The following is a 25,790-nucleotide window of genomic DNA, read 5'->3' as shown; positions in this document are numbered from 1 at the left end:
TTATTGGAGTGGCAGTTGTACGGGAGCTTTTGGCTCATGAACCGCTGGGCGGCGTACAGCAAGCGAAGCGGCAAGCATGACTGTCCCCATGACGAGAAATACAGCTGGAATTCCCCAGATACCTCCGATTAGAACCCCAATGGACGGACCGGCAATCTGACCAGCCATTAACATACTGTTGGTAGCTCCGATGCGCACGCCCCGATCCTGATCGGTGGAGGATTTCAGCACGTTGAGCATGACCGTCTGCAACAGGGCGCTGTAGAAGAATCCTTGCAGAAAACGTACAACCAGCAGCCAGGCCACCCCGAGTGGAAGTGTATGTGCAAGCAGACACAAGCCGCATAACAAACCAGCCAGCCGGAGATTGCGTTCGGGTAAGTAACGATCGTTTCGCTTACCCCACCACGATGCGCCAACCAATTCACCAACCGAAGACATCGCGAGCAGAACCCCGACGGTAAGCGCAGCTGCACCTGAGGAAGGGACGATTTCACGAATAAACGGGGTGAACATCGTAAATGTTGCAAAATCTGCGAGCTTAAAAATGATGCCTGCGATAACGAGTCTTCGGGCAATCGGATGCGTAATCAGCGAAACGAAGGCATGGATAATTCCGCTCTTGTTTCTGTTTTTGCCATGGTTATTCAACAGAGCGGCCGAAGGCAGGTGCTGTTCCACAGGAGATACTTGAGTATTGGTCTTGGCCGTAGGAATCCGATGCGTCGTCGCCCCCGTTAATACGATTGCGGCAAGCACAGCAAAGCTCAATGTCAACGAGGCCGTAATGAACAATAGCGGACGACTTCCCCATGTGTTTACACATATGCTTCCTAGTAGTGGTCCCACGAGCAGACCTGCTGCCGATGCCCGCTCCAACTGTCCGAGCGCAGAACCCTGCTTTTGGTCAGGGACATGGGTTCCCACAAACGCACTGCTTGCATCAGATATGCCACCGAAAGCCCCCTGGCAGAGACGGAACAAAAAGAATTGAAAGGGCGTCTGGGCAACGCCCATCAGAAACATGCTAAGGGCCAGTCCGACCAGCGCTCTGACAACCATCCATTTTCGACTCCAACGATCTCCGATCTTACCCCAAAAAGGGGTCAGAAGTGCGTAGGACAAAGCAGGCGCAGATACGGACAGACCTGTCCACATCAGCACCTCTTCCGGCGTTCCCGCGTTCAGATGCTCCATGTAGTAGGGTATAAAAGGGCTGATTCCAGTCAGCCCGGCACTGGAAAGAAAGCGTCCACCCCACAAAATGCGGACGCTCTGTTTCCATGCCATTTGAGACATCATGTGTCTACTTCACCACCTTGATTTTGGCAATTTGAAACCAATTGCTGATCAGATTATCAAGAATGATTCTCAATGTCAATCTTATTTTTTTTCAAAAACTTTCCAAAAATTTTAGTGTTGACAGGAAAAAAAAGGATATGCATAATAGGCCCTGTGTCCAATTTTGAAAATGATAATCATTATCAATAAAGCGATTTTGGACAACAATATGCCCAGAAAGCTGGTGTAAACACATGGAACAAAGTACCCTGCAAATCAAGGATAGCTCGCTTAAAGTTGCGGATTCCATTATCGATTGTATCGGTCAAACACCACTGGTTCGCTTGAATTCCCTGTTCGGATCTTCAGGAGCGTCGGTGTATGCCAAGCTGGAAATGATGAACCCCGGCGGCAGCATGAAAGACCGACCTGCACGATACATTATCGAGCAGGGTCTGCGAGAAGGAACGATCAAACCAGATACGCATCTCATCGAGAGCACTTCAGGAAATCTGGGAATTGGTCTCGCATTAACCGCAAAACGATATGGACTGAAATTCACTTGTGTGGTTGATCCAAAAATCACATCGACGAATCTGAGAATGATAACCTACCTCGGGGCACAGGTTGACATGGTGACTGAACCGGACGAACACGGAAGTTATTTGCAATCCCGTATTCGCAGGGTTAAGGAGTTAGCCAGTCAGGACCCGGCAGGTTACTGGATCAACCAGTATGCCAACCCTTTGAACTGGCAAGCTCACTATCATGGTGCAGGTCAGGAGATTGTGGAGCAGATGGATGGACAGATAGACGTACTAGTGTGTGCAGTGAGTACGACTGGAAGTATTCTGGGCATATCCCGCCGTGTGAAAGAGGCAAATCCGCATGCGCGGATCGTAGCCGTTGATGCAGTTGGCTCGATCATTTTTGGCACACCATCACGTCAGCGTGAATTGCCAGGTATCGGCGCCAACCGTGTCCCTGAGTTATTCAGCCCGAACGAGATTGACCAAGTTATTCATGTGGATGATCGGGAATCTGTGCTAGGCTGCCAGAAGCTGCTGGAACGGGAAGGCATTTTTGCAGGAGGTTCGTCCGGATCACTGGTTGCTGCATTGGAAAAACTGGTTCCAACCTTGCGGCCTTCAGCCAAAGTGGTTACTGTTTTCGCAGATCGTGGAGAACGTTATCTGGACAGTGTGTATGACGAGCAATGGGTTAATCAATTGCCGCCAAGCCAAGCTATTAAGAGTATTTAAAAATTTATCTCAGAGGAGAGATCAAATATGAGCACCGTTCAGGATCATAGCCTTTTGTATATGAGTAAACAGGATATTATAGATCTGGGAGGGCTGTATTCAGAGCCATATGTCAAAGCAGTAACCCGTGCACTGGAGCTTCATGCCAAGCGGGATATCGTGCAACCGTTGAAGCCTTATCTGCGGGTTAACGAGGCGAGCGGTCATATTGCCGATCGCATTATTGCGATGCCTGCGTATGTGGGTGGCGATGTAGCGATCAGTGGTCTCAAGTGGATTGGAAGCAAACATGATAATCCGGCTAAGCGTCATAAGGAACGTGCAAGCGCTCTTATTATCCTCAATGATCCGGAAAGTAACTATCCGGTGGCGGTGATGGAAGGCAGCGTGATCAGTGGGATGCGCACGGCAGCGGTTACAGCCATTGGGGCAAGATATTTAGCCAGAGAAGGTTTCCGCACAGTGAGCGTAATCGGCTGCGGGGTAATCGCCAGAATGCAGATCACCTCGCTGCTTGAACAATTTGACTCCATTCGGACCATCCATCTGTATGACCTGAATGACGATACGGCCCGCCAGCTTGCCGATGAAATTGGTTCGCGTTTTGATCAGGTTGAAGTGCTGGTGGAAGATTCGTCAGAACAAGCGGTACGACAAGCGGAAGTACTCGTAACGGCTACGGTAGCCTCATCGCCCCATATTCCGTATGAATGGATTGCCAAAGGTACCTTTGTCAGTAACATCTCGATTATGGATTTGCACAAGGATGTATTTATGCAGGCAGACAAAGTGGTCGTGGACGACTGGGATCAATCCAATCGGGAGAAAAAGATTATTAATCAGCTGGTGCTGGAAGGGAAATTCTCCCGTGAGCAGCTTCATGCTGAACTCGGCGAGATCCTGATTGGGGCAAAGTCAGGACGAGAACATGAGGGTGAGATTATTGTGCTGAACCCGATGGGGATGGCGATTGAGGATATTTCCAGTGCGGCAGAGATGTATGCAAGAGCCGTTGAACAAGGAAAGGGCACACGTTTATGGCTATAGAGCTGAAGATAGGACGTATGCCTCAGGTTGCAAGAGTTCGTGAGCACCTATTGGCACTGAAAGAACAGCAGACCGAACCGGTATGTGCCTACATCCGGGATGTAACAGCACTCGTCGCTCATGTGCATCAACGTGTACAATCCATGCCGGAATCTAGTCAGCTGTTCTATGCCATCAAAGCCAACTCGGAAGAAGAAGTGCTTCGAGCGCTGGCCCCTGTAGTTCATGGCTTTGAAGTGGCATCTTTGGGCGAGATCGTGAAGGTGAGACAAGTCTCAGCGGATATTCCGATTCTGTTTGGTGGACCAGGCAAGACGGAAGTCGAGCTTCGGGGAGCGATAGAGCATAAAGTGCAGCTTATTCATGTGGAGAGTATGCACGAGCTAAACAAGCTGAACGAGATTGCTCGTCAAAACGACGTTCGGGTATCCGTATTGCTGCGGATTAACCTGAAAGGTCCACTGCCGCAGGCGACACTGGCGATGGGCGGTCGTCCGACCCAGTTCGGAATCGACGAGGTTATGCTGCCACAAGTCATGAACCAGCTCCGACACTTGCCACATATTCAGGTGGAAGGCTTTCATTTTCACTCCCTTTCGAACAATCTGGATGCGGAGCAGCATGTGAAACTGGTTGAGTATTACTGCACGATCGCACGGGATTGGGCGAGGCAATATGGTTTCACGCTTCGGTATTTGAATGCCGGGGGTGGAATTGGTGTGAACTATGCCCATCTGGAGCAACAGTTCGACTGGAACACATTTGTGAATGGAATTGCACCGGTATTGCAAAAGGAACTGCCTTCGGAAACGACTTTGTTGTTCGAATGTGGGCGTTACCTTACGGCGTCGAGTGGGTATTATGCAACCGAGGTGCTCGACGTTAAAGTCAACCATGGTAAAACATATGTCATCGTGCGTGGCGGTACACATCATTTTCGCCTACCCGTTTCTTGGCAGCACAGTCATCCGTTCGAAGTGATTGAGGTGGAGAACTGGACGCATCCGTATGACAGACCCGAGGTGAAGGAAACCGCTTTTACAGTGGCAGGCCAGCTATGTACTCCGAAAGATATTTTGGCAAGTGATATTATGTCAGGCAGGGTTCGGGCAGGAGACATTTTGCTGTTCCAATATGCGGGTGCTTATGGCTGGGCGATCTCGCATCATGACTTTTTGAGTCATCCACACCCGGAGCACATTTATTTGCAGTAGCACATGAAATGGTTTGAGGCAGTGCAATCATGGGAGGTGTCATATGAACGGTCTAACAGCAGAATTGGTCAGGTCCGAAGAGTGGATAATGGTGCGGCGACGTATTTTCAGGCAATTGGTGGAGTCATTTCTGTATGAGCAAATCTTGAGTGAACCGGTGATCGGGCCTTATGCGGAGGCAGAGTATACACTGCGAGGGGAGATGGAGACAGGAGAGAAGGTGGAATACACCTTTTGGGCTGTACAAAAAGAGAGCTTTGATCGCATTCGGTTGTCAGATAAACCAATTATGCGGGTAACATCGAAAGATAGAGCTGAAGCAGATTCTATTCCTCGTTTTTTACTGGAGATGGCTGCGCATATTCCCACATCCGAAGCTCAGCTGGGGCAATTCATGGATGAGCTTCAGCAAACCCATCTGAAGGACACGCTGTCTGTGCGATGGCGTGCTGGTCAGCCCGAACCTCGGGTATCAGAATATGATGAGTGGGAATCTGCCCTGATTGAAGGGCATCCGTATCATCCTTGTTACAAATCCAGAGTTGGATTCACGCTTTCTGACAATGAAGCCTATGGACCGGAGTTCGGACCCGAATTCAAGCTGGTCTGGATTGCGATTAAACAGGATTCAGCCCAGATATCCATTTCGTCTTCACTGGACACGTATGCTGAGTTTATTCATAACGAGCTGGGGCAGGAGCTACAGACATTCAAGTTGATTTTGCAGGAAGTTATATCGTCTGCGAACTTGAAATTGAACTCGGCTGCCAATGCCGAGGAGAAAGTGAATACGGATGGGGCTGCAAGTGTTGATGAATATGTATTCGTTCCTGTGCATCCCTGGCAGTGGGAACGAATAATATCGGTGGCGTGTGCGGAGCAACTCCGAACAGGGGAAATTATATATCTGGGTCAAGCAGGTGACACCTACTGTCCTCAACAATCCATTCGCACATTGACGAATGTGAGTCATCGCGATAAACCGTATGTCAAACTGCCACTGAATATGGTGAATACGTCATCCGGCCGAATTCTGGCACAGCACACGATCATGAATGCAGCCCGTATCTCGGACTGGCTTGGTCGTGTGGTGGCAGAAGATTCGTTTTTGCAGGATGAGCTTGGTCTGATTGTGCTGAAGGAGATTGCGGGTGTATCGTACCATCACCAGAAACTGCCCAATATACTGGAGCAAAAAATATACGGATCACTTGGAGTGATCTGGCGTGAAAGTCTGCATCCACGCTTGCGGGCAGGAGAAGATGCTTTGCCCTTCAATGCTTTGTGTCATCTCGATCAGCAGGGCACTCCGGTCATTAAACCGTGGATAAGCGCATATGGCCTGGATCGCTGGACCCGGCAATTGCTGAATGTTGCGGTGGTACCGTTGATACATCTGCTGTACGCACATGGAGCGGCGCTGGAATCGCATGCGCAGAATATGATTATCGTGCTGAAAAAAGGATGGCCCAGCCGGATTGCGCTTAAGGATTTCCATGACGGAATCCGTTACTGCCCATCCATTCCTCACCCGTTTGGATACCCGGATATTGAATATCCACCTGCCAACCATCAGCGGGTGAATCGCAATTCGTTTGTGGAGAAGGAAGACCCTTCTGAGGTGAAGGACTTTATGTTAGACGCGTTGTGTTTTATCAACCTGACCGAAGTGGCATTGTTTCTGGAGAAGCACTTTGACCTGAGCGAAAAGCAATGGTGGCGCATGGCTGCCGAAGTGATTTTGAATTACCAGGAACGGTTCCCGGAGCTACAGACGCGATTTGAACAGTTTGACGTTTTTGCATCCGAGATCGAAGTGGAACAGCTGACCAGACGGCGAATTCATGAAGGGCCGGGGGATTGTGTGCATCGGGTAAGTAATCCACTGCATGTCTACAGGCCAATATGGCAGAGTTAATCAGGAGGGGAGGAAGCATGCGCATGGAAAGTACGAGAATATCGGAATATCAGAGCCATGATGAGGATCAGGACGGGCAAACGTTTTGCATAGATGAATCCTCTAGCCACTCAGGAAATGGTGTGGCACGCTCTAGAGTTGGAGTGGAGAAGGAGCATTGGCAAGAGCAGCTAAGAAAATTTTACACCGCATCCCTGTCTTCACACCACTATACCGATGCACGCAGACGCATATTCAAGCAGTTGGTTGAATCCTTGATGTACGAAGGTGTTATCGAATATACCTCAAGGGAGGAGCAGGGGTTCAACGTTTGGGAAATAGAGGGTCTTGGTCTGAACGGCGAACGGGTTTTCTACGCATGCAGGGGAACGAGCCATCTCACCTTTGGTCGTTTACGGCTGAACCATGAACCGATTACAAGACGTGTCTTTATGGATGAGACTCCGGCTTGGGGTTCGGGAAGTAGCAGCATTCAAAAGGGAGAACGTATTCAGGCTGTAGAAGTTGGGCAAGAAGCGGAGTCGATTTCTCTATTTTTGCTGGAAGTCGGACCTGCGATAGGCGCCGATGAAGGAAAGCTGCTGCATTTCGTTAAAGAACTGGAACAGACGCTGATCAATGACACACTGGCGAGATATGTACGGGCTGAGCGGCAGACTGATCTCCATGCTCTTCCCGATGAGGACTGGGAAAGTGGAATTATCGAGGGTCATCCATACCATCCAAGTTATAAATCCCGTATCGGCTTCCGAATCGAAGATCAGCTTGAATATGGACCCGAGTTCCGCGGATGCATTAAACCGATATGGGTGGGAATTCATAAGCAAAACGCACGGATAAGTCATGGCACGAATGAACATGGACCGGCTGCAAGGGAATGGCTTCAGAATCAACTTGGCGAACAAGTGTTGGATCGCTTCCTCACGGCACTACAGGAAATGGGTGCTGATCCGGCAGAGTATGTGATGATGCCAGTCCATCCGTGGCAATGGCGAACAACGATCAGTTCTGTACTTGCAGAAGATATTCGTAACGGGAGCATCGTACCGCTTGGCAGCAGCGAAGACCGATATACTGCTCAACAGTCGATTCGCACGCTAGCTAACCGATCACGTCCCAATTCACCGTACTTGAAGCTGTCGCTTAGTATGATCAACACATCAACTAGTAGGGTGATCGCCCCACATACGGTTGAGAATGCACCTCGCATTACCGATTGGCTGCAGGGAATTAGTAAGCAAGATCCCTACTTGAGGGATGAACTGCGTGTCATTCTTTTGGGAGAGATTGCTGGCGTTGCATACGACAATCATCAGATACCGGATGTTTTGAAGCCACTCTCGTATGGTGTGTTGTCCTGCATTTGGAGAGAAAGTGTACATTCCCGGCTGGAACCGGGTGAATCAGCGATTCCGTTTAATGCATTGTCTACACTGGACTATGCAGGGCGCCCGGCGATTGATCCTTGGGTGAAAAAGCTGGGTGCTGATGAATGGCTGTCCGAGCTACTGCTGACTGCGGTACGACCGCTCATTCACTGGTTATTCGCTCATGGGATTGCGCTAGAGTCTCATGCACAGAATATGCTGCTCATTCACCGGGAAGGCAGACCCTCACGCATTGCGCTGAAGGATTTTCACGATGGAATTCGATTTACAAGAGAGGCACTTGCCGATCCAAAGCTCTGTCCAGCGCTTGTCGAGGTACCAGAATATCACCGCCGTGTGAACCGTAATTCATTCCTGGAGACGGAAGAACCGACAGAAGTGCGGGATTTCATACATGATGCCTTTTTCTTTATCAATCTTGGAGAGCTGGCTTTGTTCATGCACGAGCATTACCAGATCAGAGAGCAGACCTTCTGGAACAAAGTTCGTAAGATTATTACCGACTATCAACAACATTTCCCTGAATTTCATGAGCGTTACGAACGGTATTCCTTGTTTGATCCTGAGATCGGAGTAGAGCAATTGACCAAGCGTCGTATGTTCCCAGATGATGAATTGCGCATTCATCAGGTTCCGAATCCACTGGCGCACCGGATTATGGATAAATTTGGGTCTAATGAGGATGAATTAAAAAATAGTATATGAGATCAAAAGAATATTGCATGGACAGAAACTGGAATTGTGGGATATTGTTTTAATAATGATAATCATTATTGATTAGGTTATTAAATAGGATCAGGGGGTTGGATGGGATGCAAGTAGAGAGAAAGAGGATTGGAATGAAATCATGGGTACATTTTGCTATGTTGGCAGTACTGATGCTGGTGCTAGCGGGTTGTGGAAATTCGGGATCGGGTGCAGCCAATGGTACAGCAGCGGAAACAGCACCAACCGAACCAAAGCAAGAAGAAACCATAGCCAATACTGGCGATACACGTACCGTCAAAGATGCATATGGTGAGGTACAGGTTCCAACCAATGCAAGTCGAATTGTGGTACTGGACATTGGGGCCTTGGATAATTTGCTCGAGTTGGGCATTAAACCTGTAGGCGCACCTTCCATCCTGGCAGCAGGCGATCCGTATCCGGCTTATCTAAAAGGCACAGAAGGCATTGAGAATATCGGATCGGTGAATGAACCAAGCCTGGAGGCTATCGATGCAATGAAGCCGGATTTGATCATTGGTAATAAAGATACACATGATGCTATCCATGATCAGTTAAAACAAATCGCGCCTACGGTGTTTGTAGAAACACTCGGGGTTACCTGGAAAGAAAATCTGCAGCTTCATGCCGATGCAGTAAACAAGCTGGAAGATGGCAAGAAGCTGTTGGATACATATCAGCAGCGCATTGAGGAATTGAAATCCACGCTTGCAGGCAAAGATGCCAAGGAAGTATCGCTGTTCCGTCCCCGTGAAGACAAAATTCAGGTCTATCTGAAAGAAACCTTTGCAGGTACGATTATGGAAGATGCCGGAATTACTCGTCCCGCCGCACAGCAGGATGCAGGCTTCTCCAAGGATATTACGGAAGAACAGATTGCTGATCTCGATGGTGACGTAATCTTCTGGTTTAACCGTGAGCCGGATGCATTCGCCAAGCTGGAGAAAAGTAAATTGTGGGCAACGTTGAAAGGAGTCCAAAACGAAGCTGTGCACCCGGTTGACTGGGAGTACTGGATGAGTGGCCTGGGCATCCAGGCTGTAAACAAGGTCGTGGATGACCTGAACACCTATGTAGCCAACTAAACGCAAACATGCTGCACCTTTTCCAGAGACAATGGATTGTGAAATCAGCACTTTATCAATTGCAATTATGCTTCCAAATGGTCATAGCTTAACTGTAAAATTGGGTCGTCGAATGTGACGATCCAATTTTTCTGATTTTTCTGCATAGGACTCGTGCCACGTTTTATTCGTGCTCTATATTTGTTCCTATATAATAGAAGGAAAAATTTTGACAGTCTGTTATTTTAACTGTTGTATACAACATATTGAAGTACATAAATCAAGCAGCATGCAGGTCGGAGGCGTAAAAATGAACATAAACACCAAGTTTAAAATCACTGGTTTAGCAACGATCATCGTGTTGACACTTCTCGCGTTTCTATTCAGCATCATGTATGGCATTGTACAGATTCCATTGCGTTCTGTTGTGGATACGTTCTATGCCTTTGACGGATCGCGTGAACACCTGATCATTCAAACCGTTAGGCTGCCAAGAGCGGTTATTGCCGCAGTGGTTGGCAGCTCACTGGCTGTGGCCGGGTGCCTAATGCAGGCGATTAGCCGCAATGCTCTGGCAGGCCCTGAACTGTTCGGTATTAATTATGGCGCGGCACTTACCGCGGTGCTTGCTTCCTTTTGGCTGGGAACGACGTCTCTACAATTATTTGCATGGTCTGCGCTGTTAGGGGCCGCGGTTGCAGGCGTGATGGTTTTCCTTCTCAGTTCCACGGGCAGACAACCCTTAACTTCCGTAAAACTAGTTCTGGCAGGGGCTACATTAAATTTGTTATTTGCTTCACTGACACAAGGCATTCTTATCCTGAATGAGCAGTCTTTGGATACGATGCGTTTCTGGTTGGCGGGTTCATTGACAGGCAGAGATCTCGATCTGTTTATTCAAATTCTGCCTTATCTGATCCTTGGCATCGTCGGTTCGTTTGCATTAAGCAGTCAATTGAACATTTTTGGATTAGGTGATGAAGTGGCTCAAGGATTAGGACAGCGAATGAAGATGATTAGGATCATCTGTATTATCTCGATTGTTCTGCTGGCTGGCAGTGCCGTGGCACTTGCCGGACCAATCGGATTTATCGGGTTAGCCGTTCCGCATATTGCAAGATCAATAACAGGCAGTGATTATCGCTGGGTAGTTCCGTACTCTGCTGTTTTGGGGGCACTACTGCTGCTCACAGCAGATATTGGAGCGAGATTTGTGTTGCCTGGGCAGGAAATTCCTGTTGGGGTGGTTACAGCCTTCTTCGGTGCTCCTTTCCTCATCTATTTGGCCCAAAGAAAGGAGAGATCGATATGATTTCTTCTATTATAAAGAAACGTGCAATCACCCTTTTTCTGATCCTGTTGTTATTGAATGTGGGGGTGCTTGTGCTTAATGTGATGTTAGGAGATCGCTCCATCCCTCCGGGAGAAGTATTGCGTAGCTTGATGGGCAGGGGAGATCAGGAATATCACTTCACCATTCATCAGTTAAGGCTGCCCCGGGTACTGACCGGTTTTCTGGTTGGGTGCGGTCTGGCATTGGCGGGTACAATCCTACAGGTCATTACAAGGAATCCTCTGGCATCACCTGGCGTAATTGGGCTGAATTCGGGTGCGGCTGCTGCGGTGGTTGCCGTCATGGTGCTGGTTCCTACCTTTCCAATGCGGCATATGCCTTGGATTGCATTCGTTGGAGCCTTTCTCGCGGCCACGGTAATCTATGGATTGTCATGGAGAAAAGGAGAGGCGAGTTCCACGGTTCGCATGCTGCTGATTGGTGTGGGCATCTCTGCAATGGCTGGCGCATTAATCACCTATTTGCTGACGGTGGGCAAAATATTCCGGGTCTCTCAGGCTTCCGTGTGGATGGCAGGCAGTCTATACGGACGAACGTGGGGACACTTTTGGCCTTTATTGCCGTGGATGCTGCTCCTGTTTCTTCTATTAATATGGATGTCCAGACGGCTGGATATGTTTCTGCTCGATGTCCAGTCGGCAACTGGACTGGGTCTGCGGGTAGAGACTATGCGGGTGTTGTTCCTTCTGATGAGTGTAGGGCTCGCCGGGTCCGCGGTGTCGATGGCAGGAACGATTGGCTTTGTTGGCTTAATGGCTCCTCACATGGCAAAACATCTGGCAGGAAGCCGGAGTCTCGTTCGTTTACCGATTGCAGCGTTGCTTGGAGGACTGATCGTCATGCTCGCAGATCTCGCTGGACGGACATGTTTCACTCCGTATGAAATTCCAGCCGGATTAATTACGGCGATTATCGGGGCTCCATATATGATGTATTTGCTGTTACGACGCAGAGGGATATAATGAAGAAAAGGATTCAGAATGCAAGAAAGGCTGGTGCATTTTTTCATGCCATCATATGTGAACGAAGCCAATCTAATCTATCTTTTATCTTCAGTACGTAAACGAAAGTTTCCCATGACCCGACAAGCCAAACATGTTCGGGTCCCTGTATACATATTATGCTTTATTACAGAGGGCGAAGGAGTTGTTGTACTGGATGGTGCGCTCCAGAAGGTTCGTCCTCTCCAGTTATATTTGCTTGTTCCCGGCATGATTGTGGAATTCCCGGAACAAGGCAGCACGTTTGAATACTATGGCATATGGTTTGAACCGATCCGGCTAACTAAGACCAGAGGTAGATATGAAGCATTGCCTTCCTTATCCTTATCCGGAGCACTCTCACCAGGACATATTCTCGTGCATCATCCACAACAGATCCTCCAACAGATCGTGCAGTTGTATCATCACAGTCGGCAGGAACGAAATCGGGATTCATTGAATTTGAGAATTCAGTTAGAGCAATTGATCCAGAATATTATGAAAAATGAACCGGAACAGCCGACTACCGTAATGGATGAACGGGTTGAACGCAGCATCCTTTATATGGAGCAGCACTATACGGACAAAGTAAGCATTGAACAGCTGGCTGAAGCAGCAGGTGGCATGCCGCCGGTTGCTTTTTCACGTTTGTTCCGAAGTGAAACAGGTCTGCCGCCAGTCGAGTACCTGAGCAATGTGCGCATGACCCGGGCCAAGCAGATGCTGAATACGAAGAACAGTCGAGTGAAGGAAGTGGCAGCTGCAGTCGGGTTTCGTAGTGAATTTTACTTTAGCCGCATGTTTCAGCGCATGGTGGGTGTATCCCCTACATTATATATGAAGCGAGGCAAGTTAAAGGTGGCTGTAGCATCCTCGCTCGGTTTCGACGACCATCTGAAATCTGTTGGAATCGAGCCGGTCTGTGTGGTGGATTTATTCCAGTATCCAGGACAGAGCAATGAACAGTATGCAGAACAATTGCACAGCCAACTGCTGGAATTGGAGCAGTCCAATCCAGATATGATCATTGCCGATCATTATCATACAGAGTTCAGAGAGCAGTTTAAACAAACGGCTGCGCCTGTATTTCTGGATTTCTCTGTGTGGGACTGGAAAGGAAACTTTGAGAAAATTGCCGAGTTGGTGAACCGGGAACGTGAGGCTGCGGAGATGCTGACTCGTCTGGATGTGCAGACTGAGACAACAGGCCAGACATTGCGCCGGATACTGGGCCAGGAACGGATGACCATCATGCAAGTGAGCCACCGGACGATTGGCATTCAGGGCAGGGTGAATCATCCGCTCAATGAATTGGTATACGGCGAGCTTGGTCTGCGCCCGGGTAATCAGGCTCCAGCAGAACTGTGGCGTATGGAGCTGCAACCGGAGGCCATGCCTGTATTGGAGACGGAACATTTATTAATTCATCATCATCATATTCTCGCCGGTAGTGACAAAATGTATGACCAGTTGACCAGAACGGCAGCATGGCCCCAGATTCCGGCGGTGAAGGATGGAAAAGTTAAGCGTATTCCCAATTGGTTTGTAATGAGCTGGACTCCACTGGGGAGACAACGAATCATGAATGAATTGATGGCAGCCGTGGGTGAACATCAACAGCGATAAACAGCACTGAATTAGTAGTGTTTCAACAGGGATCGTACTGCAATAGGTAGTCTACTCATGTTAGGGAGAGTGAAGAATGAGACGGATTGGGCAAGGAAGAACGGCTGAGATCTATGAGTACCCATCAAATCAGATTATGAAATTATACCATGCGGATTTTCCAGCCGAAGCTGTCCAGAATGAGTTTCGGATTACCGAGGCAGTATTCCAAAAGGGCCTACCTGTGCCACAGGCAAGATTGTATATGGATGATGAATCGCGTAAAGGGATTATATTTGAACGGATTGAAGGCAACACGATGTTATCCCTTATGATTCAGGAGCCCGTGTTGATCGAAGAACTATCGCGTCAAATGGCAGTCTGTCATCATAGCCTTCACGCCCAACAGGATGATGAAGGAGCACTCCCCACACAAAAGCAGATTCTTACTGGGGCCATTCGCAATACCTCTCTATTGTCGGAAGAAGATAAGATGCAGGTTATTAATTATATGTCGTCGCTTCCAGAGCGAAAGCAAATTTGTCATGGCGACTTTCATCCCGATAATGTCATGTTAAATGAAATGAGAGATCAATATTGGGTTATAGACTGGATGACAGGCATGTCGGGTGATCCAGCGGGTGATGTGGCACGAAGCTGGGTAATATTAATGAGCGGCACGTTGCCGGAGGATACAGACCCGGCTGTTCATAAGGGATTTGAATTGGCTCGCAATGTAATGCTGGATCATTATATCCAACATTACATCCAGATTTCAGGGATATCTCGCCAGGAGCTGGATGCCTGGATTTTGCCTGTCGCGGCTGCACGTCTAGACGAGAGGTTACCTGCAGTGGAAGCGGATCAGTTAATCAAGCTTGTGCAGAATCGTATTCGTCTGCTGAAATGACATATTTAGTGTAACTAATAAGGATAACGAGGTGTAGAAATTCATGCTGAACGCATTAAAGGCCATACAATCTTACAAGTCAGGCCATCTCCCGGAGGGGGAGCAGCCACTGTGGCTGCAGCTGCTGGCAGCGGCAGAGCAGCCGAATATTAACCTGGAACGCATTCATTCTATAGCTGAGCTGAAAGGCACGAATCCGGTACTGGATTACGTAGAACGTACACTCCTGATGCTGGAGCGACTTCAGGTTTCTTTTTGGATGCGAGAAATTCTGGAGGATGTGTTGGTCTGGTCGGAAACGGCAAAGGCAGGATCACCGAAACAGCGGCGAAAATGGCAGAAACAGGGGGTAAACCTGTTCGTGCACAATGTCGGTTCAGCACAGCTATATGACATGTATGGAAGTGTTGGACATTTGCATGGCAAGCAAGGCCATCGTGAGGAGGAACATTCATCTCGATCAGAATCCTCACGTGATTTATCAAATGATGATCCAAGCGGTAATACACAAATTGCGCAAACTGCATATGGTTCACCCACACCTCGGCATGAGATCATTCGTACCCTTATTGCCACACACGGACTTATTGGTCAGTACATAAGAGGAGAAATTCCATTTGCCGAAAATGCCCCACTGCACTCGTTCATAACGCAAGGGTGGCTGACCGCAGATGAAACGCAGGCCATCCTGATCGCATTAAATGAATGTATCATTGCTGGTGTTGATCCAGCGTTGTGGAATCAAGTTCAGGCTGAAGTGCAGCGTATCGTAGGTTGGATTATTACAAAGCCGGATCATACAGACTGGAATGTGAAGGAGCGGCTGTCACGCTTACGGAGCTCATCTATACGTCAGGGAGAAGCGATGGATGAAGCATATGCGAAACTTCAAGCTCAGCTTGAGATAGAGAAACTTCTCGCTCCTCTGGCTCATCGGACCTTATGGTATGTGGAGTCAGCGATGCATGATTTTTCATTGCAGGAGATGGTTAAGATCTTCCTTTTGACGCTACACAGTGAGGGAATGTTATCTGTAGATGATTTGACGATGAACAGCACAGGCATAGGCAGAGTAACCGAAGAAGAAGGAGTGGGCTTGAACTCGACTTCACAGGAGCAACAAGGGGATATGGTAAGGCATATCAGCTTCGAACCATTAATGAACACGATGTATTACGATTATAAAGGTGTCAAGAAACTGAATGTTTACAAGAAACGAATGATTGAAAAGTATTTGGAGCAATATTCGTGGGAGCAGATTGAAGCAGGTGAGACGATTACTTACCCCCATCTGACACATCGGATTGAGCGGCACCCGGATTTGCGGGATACGGTATTTGTGACATTTGAATTTTCCCCGGCGGCCGAGAAGCTAATTGCATTTTGTATTGAAGCAGAAAAGTCTCCGTTATACGAAAAGGCTGTGCTGTTGTTATTTGACCTATTTGGACTCCGTCGGGATGCGTATGATCGGTTCCATAATGAAGAGACGTATCTGGCCGACATGAACAGCTCAGGTGATTACAAGAAAGTACTGCTAGATTACATGGTTGGCAAACGTGTGCTCGATATCGGTCCCGGCGGTGGAATATTGCTCGATCTGATTGAGCAGGAACGACCTGAGATGGAACCAATCGGCATTGATATTTCAGCGAATGTTATTGAGGCGTTGGAGCGCAAAAAGCAGCGGGAGGCACATCGCTGGCAAGTATTGAAGGGAGATGCTCTCCAACTGGATCAATACGTGCAGCCAGGCACGGTGGATACGGTTATTTTTTCATCCATTCTGCATGAACTGTATTCGTATATTGAACGTGACGGACGAAGATTTAACAGGGATACGGTCGTAGCTGCGCTAAGAAGTTCATTTAACGTGTTATCCCCCGGGGGCCGAATTCTGATCAGGGATGGCATCATGACTGAACCCGAAGCGCAGAAGCGTCGAATTCGTTTCCTTGAACCGGATGGGATGCGATGGCTGGAGCGGTATACGCAGGATTTCCAGGGACGCAGCATTGAATTCGAGCGAATCTCTGAGGACGAAGCGGTGCTGGATATCAACGATGCGATGGAATTTCTGTACACCTATACATGGGGCGAAGAAGCATATGTCCATGAGATTCAGGAACAATTCGGCATATTTACCCCATCGGCATATGAGCAAAGTATTCGCGAAGCGCTGGGTGAGCAAGCCGAGATTATTACATTAAGACACTTTCTTCAAGAAGGATATACGGAGGCGCTTGGAGAACGAATTATATTTATGGATGAACAGGGTCAACCTGCACCTTTGCCAGACAGCACCTGCCTGATTGTGATTGAAAAGAAGAAAGGAATGGCGGACAGATGACGAATGAAGCCAACACGGCTTTATATTTTGTAAGGCACGCGGAATCTGAATATATGGAAGGGCAGGAACGTGAGCGAGGTCTGACGGAACAAGGAAAAAGGGATGCGGCGACTGTCGCGGGTTTGCTCCACCGGGAGCAGATACAATCGTTTTATTCCAGCCCGTATAGACGGGCCGTGGATACGATTCAGGGGTTGGCCGAAGTGTCAGGTGGCATTGTGGTCACCGAAGAGGATTTGCGTGAGCGTAAGCTGTCAGGTCCTGAAGTGAAGCATGAACATTTTCGGGAAGCCAAACAAAGGCTCTATGATGATCCTGCATTCGCTTATTCAGGTGGAGAATCCGGCGTAGTCGCTGGGGCGCGGGCAATTGCTGTTATACAGCGAATTCTGGATAGGCATCCGGGACAAAAAATAGTGATTGGCACCCATGGGGATATCATGACGTTGATTTTCAATTATTTTGATTCGTCCTACGGTTATGACTTCTGGGCAAATACAACGATGCCGGACATCTACAAGCTGGAGTTTGATCGTGAAGGTAGGTTGGTTCAGGTAACACGATTGTGGGAAGAACAGGTTTAGTCCTTTGAAATATGCGTTCTATAGATGAAAAAGGGGAGAGTCGAATGAAGATTACGTTTATGCCGGATACGTACACTGTTGAAGAGCTAAAAGTCTCTCACTTGCAAGATAGGATGTACTGCATATTTGATCTAGAGGGCACAGGGATTAATCCGGCAGAGGAGAGTGTGACCCAATTTGGTGCAATGAACTACAAAAAAGGAGAATCATTAGATTCATCGTTCACTTCACTTGCATGTGCCTTTAAACCGATTCCGGAAGCGGTCTCGAAGTTAACGGGTATTTCAAATGAGGATATGATCCAGGCTCCCTCATTTGCAGAAGCATACCAGGCTTTTCTGGAATTCATCGGGGATAAGGTGTTAGTAACGCAGGCGGGTTATGAGTATGATTTGCCCATATTGAAACGACATTGTGATATGAATGGGCTGCCGATGTTTACCAATCCGGTGTTGGATACAAAAGCGATGTTTACATATATTCATCCTGAAATCTCCGAGGTCATCTCTACCGATTTCCTGATCCGATATTATGACCTGAATACAGACGGAATTCACAGGCACAATGCCTTAGCTGATTGTAGTGTGATTGCTCGTATTTTTGAGCATGTCCTGAATGAATATCAGGCTCTTGCATTGGATCATTTTACTGCGGATGGGGAACGTGAGATGAAGCGTTTTGTGATTCCCGAGATGTATTTAACAGCACCGAATGGAGGAGGGAACCCAGATGAGTAGAGTGGATGCGGATAAATTGCTTGCTGATATGAATAAGGGACGGATTCTTAGTCAACAGACATTCGAAGGACTGGATGTGGAAGCCTATCTGGATCAACGGGATGCTTCCGAATTTGCCGATGAGTGGATGCAGGCATTTGAACGGTTTGCTCAGTCTGACGTCGTGGAAGAAGAAGTGCTTCGTGCAAGCAGGGAATTGGCTTTCAAACGAACGATTGCTCTTGCGGGCGATCCTGAACTGGCCGGATATGTCAGTGATGATATTGGATTGATTGGCGCTGCCCTGTTACAGGACGAAATGCAAGATTCATTTGTTATGCAATTACTTGAACGTTATCAACAAGGTACATTGCCCCTGCGTTAAGCGGGGGTGACGGTTGTATATTCTTTTCGTTTGTATAAAAAAATGGCTGCGAATGTGTATTGTGAGTTTTGCACAGCATAAGGTACAATTCATCTAAGCATTGAGTGAGAATGATAATCATTATTCGTAAAACATGTTCTCACCGATACAACAACAGATTACATAGGGGTGAATGGTATCATGGTATGGTTCAGTAAAGGCTTCAAAGGGTGGACGATCATACTGCTACTCATGGTTGTAGTTATATCGGGCTGTAGTGCAAATTCTGAGTCAAAAGCAGAAGAGGCTCCTGCATCTGAGACAGCGGTTTCGGATGGCAGTACATCTGAAACAACAGAAAAAGAAGCAGAGACACGTGTCGTTCAGGATGAATTCGGTGATGTGACGATCCCGGTGCATCCGCAGCGGATTGCTGGTATCTATGTGGAAGATTATCTCAAGGCTCTCGATATCACACCTGTAGTACAGTGGTATAATCCGATGTGGGGTGTGCAGGAATATCTGGATCTGGATGTGCCTCAATTCGATACTACAGGTAGCATTGAGGCTTTGTTGGAGTATGATCCGGATCTCATCATTGTGGATGGCGGAGCGGACATGGAGAAATATGAGATGTATTCAAAGGTGGCACCGACGTATCGTCTGCCTGAAGATATTTTGCAGGATTCCAATCAAATCTTGACGACTATTGCCGATGTTGTCGGTAAACCGGACAAGGGTAAAGAAGTTGTTGCGGCATTTGAGGCCAAGATTGCAGATGCTAAGGCGAATCTTCAGGAAGCCGTTGGGGATGAGACCGTAGCGGTTGTCCGATTGAATATCAGCAATAATACATTGGCATTGTTCGGTGTGAAAAATCGATTTACCGGATTTCTTTATTCGGAGCTTGGTCTAACACCTCATCCTCTGGTCGCCAAGATGGAAGAATATCAGGAAATTCTGTCCGAAGAGGCTTTTCCAGAGCTTGATGCGGATCATATTATTGTATTTCCATCCAATGGAGAGTGGTCATCTCCAGAGAACAAGGAAGCTTTGAAGGTGCTGGATAGCAAGTTGTGGAAATCTCTCCCGGCAGTCAAAAACAACCATGTGTACATGATGGAAAGATCGTATTGGCAATCAGGTGCGATTACGGCAAACACAATGAAGATTGATGATCTCTTGCAAAAAATGACGCCATAATCCCTTTTCCATAAGAAAGTTCTTCCCTCAGGGTTGAAGAGCTTTCTTTTTTCGTTTACACTATTGTAAATGATAACAATTCTCAATTAAGGAAGATGAATATGTGTCCCACGATTGTACAACTGATTCCCAAGCCCTGGTTATGCTTGCTTCAACATATGAAATACATGGATTATAACCAAGTCGATATCGCCAACAGGCAGACATATAACAAGACATCATCACACGCTCTTTTCGTAGTGACGGGTGGGCAAGGCTCAATAGACTCTTTGGATAATAGGGACACTCGTCTGGAAAAAGGGATGATTATGTTTGTTCCAGCTGGACGTACCATTGTGATTGAAGGCTCCTGTGAGCTGCAATATTATAAAATTGAGCTGATGGTAGCTGAGGTGAAAGAAGATAAGGCCAGTAGGTTGAGTATAACAGGTGAAACGGTGCAACACGAGCCGCCAGCCTTTATATCAGATCCAGATCGGTTGCCTCTTATTGAACTGAATTATAGTCCATGGAGTTCCTGTCTGAAATCGTTGGAACAGATATTGCATGGGCTGACTGCTCAAGACTGGTTGGACCAATGGGAGATACAACTGCGTTTTCAGGAGTGGTTCCGTGTGCTGCTTCGACAAAATGATCCCGAGATTGAATCGCCGGATGACCGTGCACGGCTTCAAAGCTCGATTCGTTATATTCGCGAACACTATGATCAGCCCATAACGGTTGACGATCTGGCAGCAGAGATCCGGCTTACCAGATCCAGTTATACCCGACAATTCAAGGAGATTACAGGCAAGCTTCCGCTTGATTATGTAAATGCTGTACGATTGGAGCATTCCAAACTGCTGTTACAGATGACCGATGATCGCTTGCATGATATTGCACAGAATGTGGGATTTAATAACGAATATTATTTTGGTCGCCGATTCAAGCAATATACAGGTGTTTCACCAGGATTATATCGGCGACATCACCGTCAAGAGGTGCGTGTGTTTGCTCCGTATCTGGAGGACTTTGTTCTTGCCCTTGGAATAAAACCGATACTGCAAACTTCCCATCGTTCTTGGGGAAGACAGCAATATTTAGGGTTGGAAGATGTTCCTGAATTTGATGTTACTCAGCTGGACATAGGGTTTAATGAGACGAATGTACCTGAATTTATTATGCTGAACAACGGATACCAACGCTGGAATCTGGAACGGTTTGAGCAAGTAGCCCCGACATTTTATATGGAGCACGAGGGAGAGGATTGGCGTTCCATTTTGAAATCGACAGCAGATATATTGGGAAAAGTAAATCGGGTTCAGGATGTAATAGGTGCCTATGAGGATAAAGCCGTTGAGGCCAAGGGACAGTTGGCACGTCATGCGCGGGGACAAACGGTAGCTCTTTTACGTATTTCGTCATCTGAAATTATACTCTACGGGAACCAATATGGTTACGTAGGACCGGTATTGTATCAAGATCTCGGATTGACCCCGCATTTCCGTGTACAGCAATGGGCGAGTCAAAGTAGAAGAGTCGGTATTGGGCTTGAGCAGCTGAGTCAGCTTGAAGCAGATCATCTCTTTATTACATTTGACAATATGGATTCTGCCTATCCCGGAGAGGAACGGAAGCTCCTGGAAAGAGATGAGTGGAGACGGCTGCCTGCAGTGATAAGCGGTCATGTATATGAGGTGGATTTTATGACCTGGATGAATTATGGTGTCATCTCCCACGGAAAGAAAATCGACGATATACTGCAGTATTTGGGATGAATTAGGCAACACGGGAGGACTAAATTAATTTAAAAAATCACGAGGAAAATCACATTCTCTGCTAAATCTCACAATTGAATTATACTTGAGTAATCGTATACAATCGTTGACATGGCTGAGAATATGGAATCCTTAGAGCTTAATGATATATCTCTATTAATTCATTACATAAAGGAGCAGAGGGGATAACCTCGCTGCTCCTTTTTATTCTTAACTGACCTCTTTGATCAATTCCTCGTTATTATTTCGCACATTACCTACTGCAGAATCCACCTTGTATGCTATCATTTCATTGGCCTCATGCGGGCTGAGAAGCCTCAGAACGCTTTCCTTGTCCGATTCCTTGTTTAGCCAATCCGCTTCATCTTGCGGCCGGAGAATGACTGGCATACGATCGTGGATGTCCGCCATAAGATTGTTAGGTTCCGTAGTAATGATAGTGCAAGTTGAAAGCTTGTTACCTTCTGGATCAATCCAAGTATCGTATAGACCAGCAAGCGAGAAGATGGAGGCATCTTTCATTAAAATCCGCATGGGTTGCTTTACGGATCCATCCTTTTTCCATTCATAAAATCCCGAGCATGGGATAATACAACGCTTGGAACTGATCAGGCGCTTAAAGGCAGGTTTCTCTGTGAGGGTCTCTGCACGGGCATTAATCATTTTATTTCCTATTTTTTCATCCTTGGCCCAATTAGGAACTAAACCCCATCGGAGCGCCCCCAATCGATTACCGTCTTTGCTACCGATAATTGTCGGGATGAATTGCATAGGTGCAGCGTTGTAATTCGGTTTGTACTCATATCCTTCAGCAATAGAAGCATAGTACCTGTCCATAATTTCTTCGATTGGGTCTGTAATCGTGAATCTTCCGCACATATCGAAGCCTCCTTTAAAACGCTATAGTATGTAATTTAACTCAAATCTTTAACGTTAGAAACGGGTAATATGTGGAGTTGTATATCCATTTAAAAATAAATATGCAAAAAATCACGTGGAATTACTGCGCAACAACATGGGAAAACAGCAACGTATGCAGGCAGGTTTGCATATGAGCAAAATATATAGAAAAAAGCCTGTTCACTACTGAACGGGCTTTTTGATGTGGTATTACTCAGGTGATCCAGGAGATTTAATTTTTCTCCATAACAGCAAAGTAATTGTTTTCGTCATCTGCAAAGTTGAATACTCTTCCGCCAGGCATCGTTACAATCTCGCCAACCGTAACTTGTTTATTGGATAAGTGAGTGTATAGTTGATCCAAGTTATCTGTGAAAAGCATGAGAGATGGTGTACCAAGGTTTAATTCAGGGGACATTTTGGCAACGAATTCTTTGTCGTGCAGGATAATGGTGGTTTGAGCATCCTTCACAGGGGCAATCTCGATCCAGCGCATGCCATTCCCATTAACTTCGTTAACGATATGGAAACCTGCTTTTTCCGTCCAAAATTGAAGAGCCTTATCCTGATCATTTACATACAACATAATTTGCCCGACTTGAGTAAACATTGATTTACACTCCTTATATACGTAGTTGATCATGGTTGAAGCAGGTATGCGTTTGAATGTAGCTTTTTTAGATTGAGTCAAGCTTTATATTACCATATACGAGCGGCCAACATACAACTTCAATTCAAGCACAAAAAGAGGAAGCAAATGTCCTTGACTGCCGTATTGCGACATACCATTAGATAAAGGACAATTCGAGTGATGAATTGCCTTTTAAGCACAGCCATGTAATGGCAGATGGGAGCGCTGTAATGACAAAACGGGTAGTTCTATTGGAAGAAGGTACGGCAGAGATGAAAGGGCTGATGGGTAGTAAAGGGGCTGGACTTGCGGCGTTGCTCCAGGCAGGTTGGCCCGTTCCGGCCGGATTCATTGTAACAAAGGAAGGCTGTCGCACGTTCTGTACCCGTCTTGCACATCTTTCAGCTGAAGGAGCCCAAGAGATTGGCAGCGCAATTCAGCAACTTGAGAAGCATTCCGGCAAAATCTTTGGCGATTCCTCAGCACCGCTGCTGCTTGCCCTCCGGTCAAGTGAAACGTGTCCCAGTGGTACGGCATCCCATGCTTTGCTTCATGTAGGACTGAATGATGTGACCGTGGAAGGTTTCGCAAGGCAAACGAATGATCGTCCGTATGCCCTTAATTGTTATCGAATTTTATTGCAGGATTATGGTCAACTGGTGCACGACATTCCGTATGCCCTATTTGAAGAAAAATGGGGAGACATCTCGATACTCGATGAAGCGAAGTTAGCATTCGCCATCGCGGAATATAAACGCTTAATAGAAGAGAAAGGACGTCATCCTTTCCCTCAAGATGTTCAGTTACAGCTAAAAGAAGTGATGCGTGCAGTTTCTGATTCACAGGGTGTTATACGGTCCAACTCCCAACAAGAACTTCTTCGTAATCCTTCTCTTTTCTCCGATGAAACTCAAGGAGCAGCTGTTCTTATACAGGTGATGGTCAATGGTGAGCGTGGTGACCGCAGCGGGTTCGGAACGGTATATTCTCGTCATCCAGGTACAGGGGAACGAGGTATGACAGGGGATTACGTTTCAACTGCTGCTTCTCGGCCTTCGAATGAAGGACTGGATCAACTGCGGAGTGAAGAGTCTGAACTGTATGGTCTTTTGCAGGACGCTTGCGGTTATTTGGAGTCTCACACGAGAGAGGTACAGGAAGTCCAATTTGTTGTGGATACTGGGACCCTGTATCTTGTGGAAATCAGTGAAGCGAGGTTAACCTCACAGGCGACGCTGAGGAGTACTGTAGATCTCGTGGATGAAGGGGTAATCACCAAAGAGGATGCCATATTACGTATCCAGCCTTGGCATGTGAAGGAATTGCTGAAATTATCTCCAACTTTATCACCAGAGCTGCAGCTTCTACTTGAATGGGCAGATGAAATGAAGGGGCTTACAATACTTTCGAATGTGGATCATCCCAAGGACGCCGTGAAGGCCCGCACGTTAGGGGCTGAGGGCATTGGATTGTGTCGGACAGAACAACTGTTGTTGTCTGCTTCGAGATTTCCTTTTGTACAGAAAATGATTCTGGCAGACAGCGAAGCTGAGCGCAAACGCGGACTGGAACGTCTGTTGCCGATGCAGCAGGCTGATTTTGAACAACTCTTCGAAGCGTTGGATGGTTATCCGGTAACCATTCGATTGCTTGATCCGCCGCTGCATGAGCTGCTGCCTGATATTGAAAGGTTAAACAAACGACGTGAGCAGTTGGCTCTTAGCAAACTAGAGGAAAATAACACCGAAGTGCAGGAGCTTGAGCGTGTCATCCGCAGGGTGCTGGAATTACATGAACAATATCCGTTGCTAGGGCAGCAGGACTGTCGACTGGGAACCGTGTTCCCGGAAATCTACGATATGCAGCTTGAAGCCATTTTTCGTGCAGCCGTGAAGGGCATTCGCCAAGGGCAGTGGGTACGGCCTGAGATCATGATTCCTTTGGTGGGTCATGCCAATGAACTTCAGGTCATGAGAGATCTGGTGGATCATGTAGCGGACCAGGTGCTTGGAGAGGAGAAGCGTCACTGTCTCTACAGAGTGGGGGCACGGATTGAAGTTCCTCGAGCGGCATTGACTGCAGCTCCTATTGCGCGTCATGCGGACTTCTTCTCGTTTGGCACCGATGAGCTGACACAGATGACGTTTGGTTACAGCCGTCACAATACGGAGAAGCCATTCCTTCATTTTGTTGAGCCACAGCGCTCACTGCCCAGCAATCCATTTCACGTACTGGATATCGACGGAGTGGGGCAGTTGGTGGAGATGGCTCTCGTTCAGGGCCGAATCCGGAAACCTCATCTAAAAGCAGGCATCTGTGGTGAGAATGCAGCCGATCCGGCATCCATTGCTTTTTGTCACCGTATTGGTCTGGATTATGTAAGCTGTCTGCCAGAACAGGTACCGCTTGCTCGTATTGCTGCCGCTCAGGCAGCACTCCTTGCTCAGAAGCAGGACCCAAATGTGAACAGGCAGGACGGCGATATATCGACGATTGCGTAATGTTTCTGGTAAGCGATTAATGAGGTAATTGGATC

At 47.3% G+C, this 25,790-nt stretch carries 20 protein-coding genes; 17 read left to right on the top strand and 3 right to left on the bottom strand.

Annotation, left to right across the window (positions count from 1 at the left end):
- Complete coding sequence (locus CS562_RS00795; protein ID WP_099852871.1) at positions 1-1,302, bottom strand: MFS transporter; 1,302 nt, start codon at positions 1,300-1,302, stop codon at positions 1-3.
- Between the two features lie 233 nt (positions 1,303-1,535).
- Between CS562_RS00795 and sbnA the strand changes: the two genes are divergently transcribed.
- The 16 genes from sbnA to CS562_RS00715 all read left to right on the top strand — a co-directional run bounded on the left by sbnA (position 1,536) and on the right by CS562_RS00715 (position 21,723).
- Positions 1,536-2,543, top strand: a complete 1,008-nt coding sequence (gene sbnA / locus CS562_RS00790; protein WP_099852869.1) for a 2,3-diaminopropionate biosynthesis protein SbnA — start codon at positions 1,536-1,538, stop codon at positions 2,541-2,543.
- Between the two features lie 27 nt (positions 2,544-2,570).
- Positions 2,571-3,590, top strand: coding sequence for a 2,3-diaminopropionate biosynthesis protein SbnB (gene sbnB / locus CS562_RS00785; RefSeq protein ID WP_099852866.1), 1,020 nt, complete (start codon positions 2,571-2,573; stop codon positions 3,588-3,590).
- A complete protein-coding gene (locus tag CS562_RS00780) occupies positions 3,581-4,804 on the top strand; it encodes a type III PLP-dependent enzyme (RefSeq protein ID WP_257219279.1) in 1,224 nt (407 codons plus the stop codon). The genes sbnB and CS562_RS00780 overlap by 10 nt, the downstream gene beginning before the upstream one ends.
- A gap of 43 nt (positions 4,805-4,847) precedes the next feature.
- The gene (locus CS562_RS00775) at positions 4,848-6,722 is read left to right on the top strand and encodes an IucA/IucC family protein (protein WP_099852863.1); all 1,875 of its coding nucleotides are present in this window, start codon (positions 4,848-4,850) and stop codon (positions 6,720-6,722) included.
- A 17-nt stretch (positions 6,723-6,739) separates the two neighbouring features.
- Complete coding sequence (locus CS562_RS00770) at positions 6,740-8,815, top strand: IucA/IucC family protein (protein WP_180286996.1); 2,076 nt, start codon at positions 6,740-6,742, stop codon at positions 8,813-8,815.
- Between the two features lie 134 nt (positions 8,816-8,949).
- Positions 8,950-9,921: an ABC transporter substrate-binding protein gene (locus CS562_RS00765; RefSeq protein ID WP_180286995.1), complete on the top strand. Its 972-nt coding sequence runs from the start codon at positions 8,950-8,952 to the stop codon at positions 9,919-9,921.
- 289 nt (positions 9,922-10,210) lie between these two features.
- A complete protein-coding gene (locus CS562_RS00760) occupies positions 10,211-11,212 on the top strand; it encodes a FecCD family ABC transporter permease (RefSeq protein ID WP_099852855.1) in 1,002 nt (333 codons plus the stop codon).
- Entirely contained in the window at positions 11,209-12,216 is a 1,008-nt protein-coding gene (locus CS562_RS00755; protein WP_099852852.1) for a FecCD family ABC transporter permease, read from the top strand. Before CS562_RS00760 ends, CS562_RS00755 begins: the two co-directional genes overlap by 4 nt.
- A gap of 45 nt (positions 12,217-12,261) precedes the next feature.
- On the top strand, positions 12,262-13,860 hold the full coding sequence (locus CS562_RS00750) for a helix-turn-helix domain-containing protein (protein WP_180286994.1): 1,599 nt from the start codon (positions 12,262-12,264) through the stop codon (positions 13,858-13,860).
- Positions 13,861-13,936: 76 nt separating this feature from the next.
- Positions 13,937-14,749, top strand: a complete 813-nt coding sequence (locus CS562_RS00745) for a phosphotransferase family protein (RefSeq protein ID WP_099852847.1) — start codon at positions 13,937-13,939, stop codon at positions 14,747-14,749.
- Positions 14,750-14,792: 43 nt separating this feature from the next.
- Positions 14,793-17,099: a class I SAM-dependent methyltransferase gene (locus CS562_RS00740; RefSeq protein ID WP_099852844.1), complete on the top strand. Its 2,307-nt coding sequence runs from the start codon at positions 14,793-14,795 to the stop codon at positions 17,097-17,099.
- Positions 17,096-17,683, top strand: a complete 588-nt coding sequence (locus CS562_RS00735) for a histidine phosphatase family protein (protein ID WP_099852841.1) — start codon at positions 17,096-17,098, stop codon at positions 17,681-17,683. The genes CS562_RS00740 and CS562_RS00735 overlap by 4 nt, the downstream gene beginning before the upstream one ends.
- Positions 17,684-17,727: 44 nt before the next feature.
- A complete protein-coding gene (locus CS562_RS00730; protein ID WP_180286993.1) occupies positions 17,728-18,420 on the top strand; it encodes a 3'-5' exonuclease in 693 nt (230 codons plus the stop codon).
- Positions 18,413-18,784: a hypothetical protein gene (locus CS562_RS00725; RefSeq protein ID WP_099852835.1), complete on the top strand. Its 372-nt coding sequence runs from the start codon at positions 18,413-18,415 to the stop codon at positions 18,782-18,784. The genes CS562_RS00730 and CS562_RS00725 overlap by 8 nt, the downstream gene beginning before the upstream one ends.
- A gap of 180 nt (positions 18,785-18,964) precedes the next feature.
- Positions 18,965-19,966 (top strand): ABC transporter substrate-binding protein, encoded by a 1,002-nt coding sequence (locus tag CS562_RS00720; RefSeq protein ID WP_099852832.1) that lies wholly within the window; start codon positions 18,965-18,967, stop codon positions 19,964-19,966.
- A gap of 101 nt (positions 19,967-20,067) precedes the next feature.
- Positions 20,068-21,723, top strand: coding sequence for an AraC family transcriptional regulator (locus CS562_RS00715; RefSeq protein WP_180286992.1), 1,656 nt, complete (start codon positions 20,068-20,070; stop codon positions 21,721-21,723).
- A gap of 210 nt (positions 21,724-21,933) precedes the next feature.
- On the opposite strand, the gene CS562_RS00710 is transcribed toward CS562_RS00715, so the two are convergent.
- Positions 21,934-22,602, bottom strand: coding sequence for an SOS response-associated peptidase (locus tag CS562_RS00710; RefSeq protein ID WP_099852826.1), 669 nt, complete (start codon positions 22,600-22,602; stop codon positions 21,934-21,936).
- A gap of 253 nt (positions 22,603-22,855) precedes the next feature.
- Positions 22,856-23,233: a VOC family protein gene (locus CS562_RS00705; RefSeq protein WP_053779906.1), complete on the bottom strand. Its 378-nt coding sequence runs from the start codon at positions 23,231-23,233 to the stop codon at positions 22,856-22,858.
- A 251-nt stretch (positions 23,234-23,484) separates the two neighbouring features.
- Here CS562_RS00705 and CS562_RS00700 point away from each other — a divergent pair, with 251 nt between their 5' ends.
- The gene (locus CS562_RS00700) at positions 23,485-25,755 is read left to right on the top strand and encodes a putative PEP-binding protein (RefSeq protein ID WP_257219275.1); all 2,271 of its coding nucleotides are present in this window, start codon (positions 23,485-23,487) and stop codon (positions 25,753-25,755) included.
- Positions 25,756-25,790 lie beyond the last annotated feature (35 nt).

The organism is Paenibacillus sp. LK1, assembly GCF_002750415.1.
GTDB lineage: Bacteria > Bacillota > Bacilli > Paenibacillales > Paenibacillaceae > Paenibacillus > Paenibacillus taichungensis.
This window is presented reverse-complemented; position numbering and strand designations above follow the sequence as displayed.

Excerpts from the sequence above, each read along its gene's own strand:
- CS562_RS00795 (WP_099852871.1), bottom strand. The coding sequence starts at position 1,302 with ATGATGTCTCAAATGGCATGGAAACAGAGCGTCCGCATTTTGTGGGGT.
- sbnA (WP_099852869.1), top strand. The coding sequence starts at position 1,536 with ATGGAACAAAGTACCCTGCAAATCAAGGATAGCTCGCTTAAAGTTGCG.
- sbnB (WP_099852866.1), top strand. The coding sequence starts at position 2,571 with ATGAGCACCGTTCAGGATCATAGCCTTTTGTATATGAGTAAACAGGAT.
- CS562_RS00780 (WP_257219279.1), top strand. The coding sequence starts at position 3,581 with ATGGCTATAGAGCTGAAGATAGGACGTATGCCTCAGGTTGCAAGAGTT.
- CS562_RS00775 (WP_099852863.1), top strand. The coding sequence starts at position 4,848 with ATGAACGGTCTAACAGCAGAATTGGTCAGGTCCGAAGAGTGGATAATG.
- CS562_RS00770 (WP_180286996.1), top strand. The coding sequence starts at position 6,740 with ATGCGCATGGAAAGTACGAGAATATCGGAATATCAGAGCCATGATGAG.
- CS562_RS00765 (WP_180286995.1), top strand. The coding sequence starts at position 8,950 with ATGAAATCATGGGTACATTTTGCTATGTTGGCAGTACTGATGCTGGTG.
- CS562_RS00760 (WP_099852855.1), top strand. The coding sequence starts at position 10,211 with ATGAACATAAACACCAAGTTTAAAATCACTGGTTTAGCAACGATCATC.
- CS562_RS00755 (WP_099852852.1), top strand. The coding sequence starts at position 11,209 with ATGATTTCTTCTATTATAAAGAAACGTGCAATCACCCTTTTTCTGATC.
- CS562_RS00750 (WP_180286994.1), top strand. The coding sequence starts at position 12,262 with ATGCCATCATATGTGAACGAAGCCAATCTAATCTATCTTTTATCTTCA.
- CS562_RS00745 (WP_099852847.1), top strand. The coding sequence starts at position 13,937 with ATGAGACGGATTGGGCAAGGAAGAACGGCTGAGATCTATGAGTACCCA.
- CS562_RS00740 (WP_099852844.1), top strand. The coding sequence starts at position 14,793 with ATGCTGAACGCATTAAAGGCCATACAATCTTACAAGTCAGGCCATCTC.
- CS562_RS00735 (WP_099852841.1), top strand. The coding sequence starts at position 17,096 with ATGACGAATGAAGCCAACACGGCTTTATATTTTGTAAGGCACGCGGAA.
- CS562_RS00730 (WP_180286993.1), top strand. The coding sequence starts at position 17,728 with ATGAAGATTACGTTTATGCCGGATACGTACACTGTTGAAGAGCTAAAA.
- CS562_RS00725 (WP_099852835.1), top strand. The coding sequence starts at position 18,413 with ATGAGTAGAGTGGATGCGGATAAATTGCTTGCTGATATGAATAAGGGA.
- CS562_RS00720 (WP_099852832.1), top strand. The coding sequence starts at position 18,965 with ATGGTATGGTTCAGTAAAGGCTTCAAAGGGTGGACGATCATACTGCTA.
- CS562_RS00715 (WP_180286992.1), top strand. The coding sequence starts at position 20,068 with ATGTGTCCCACGATTGTACAACTGATTCCCAAGCCCTGGTTATGCTTG.
- CS562_RS00710 (WP_099852826.1), bottom strand. The coding sequence starts at position 22,602 with ATGTGCGGAAGATTCACGATTACAGACCCAATCGAAGAAATTATGGAC.
- CS562_RS00705 (WP_053779906.1), bottom strand. The coding sequence starts at position 23,233 with ATGTTTACTCAAGTCGGGCAAATTATGTTGTATGTAAATGATCAGGAT.
- CS562_RS00700 (WP_257219275.1), top strand. The coding sequence starts at position 23,485 with ATGACAAAACGGGTAGTTCTATTGGAAGAAGGTACGGCAGAGATGAAA.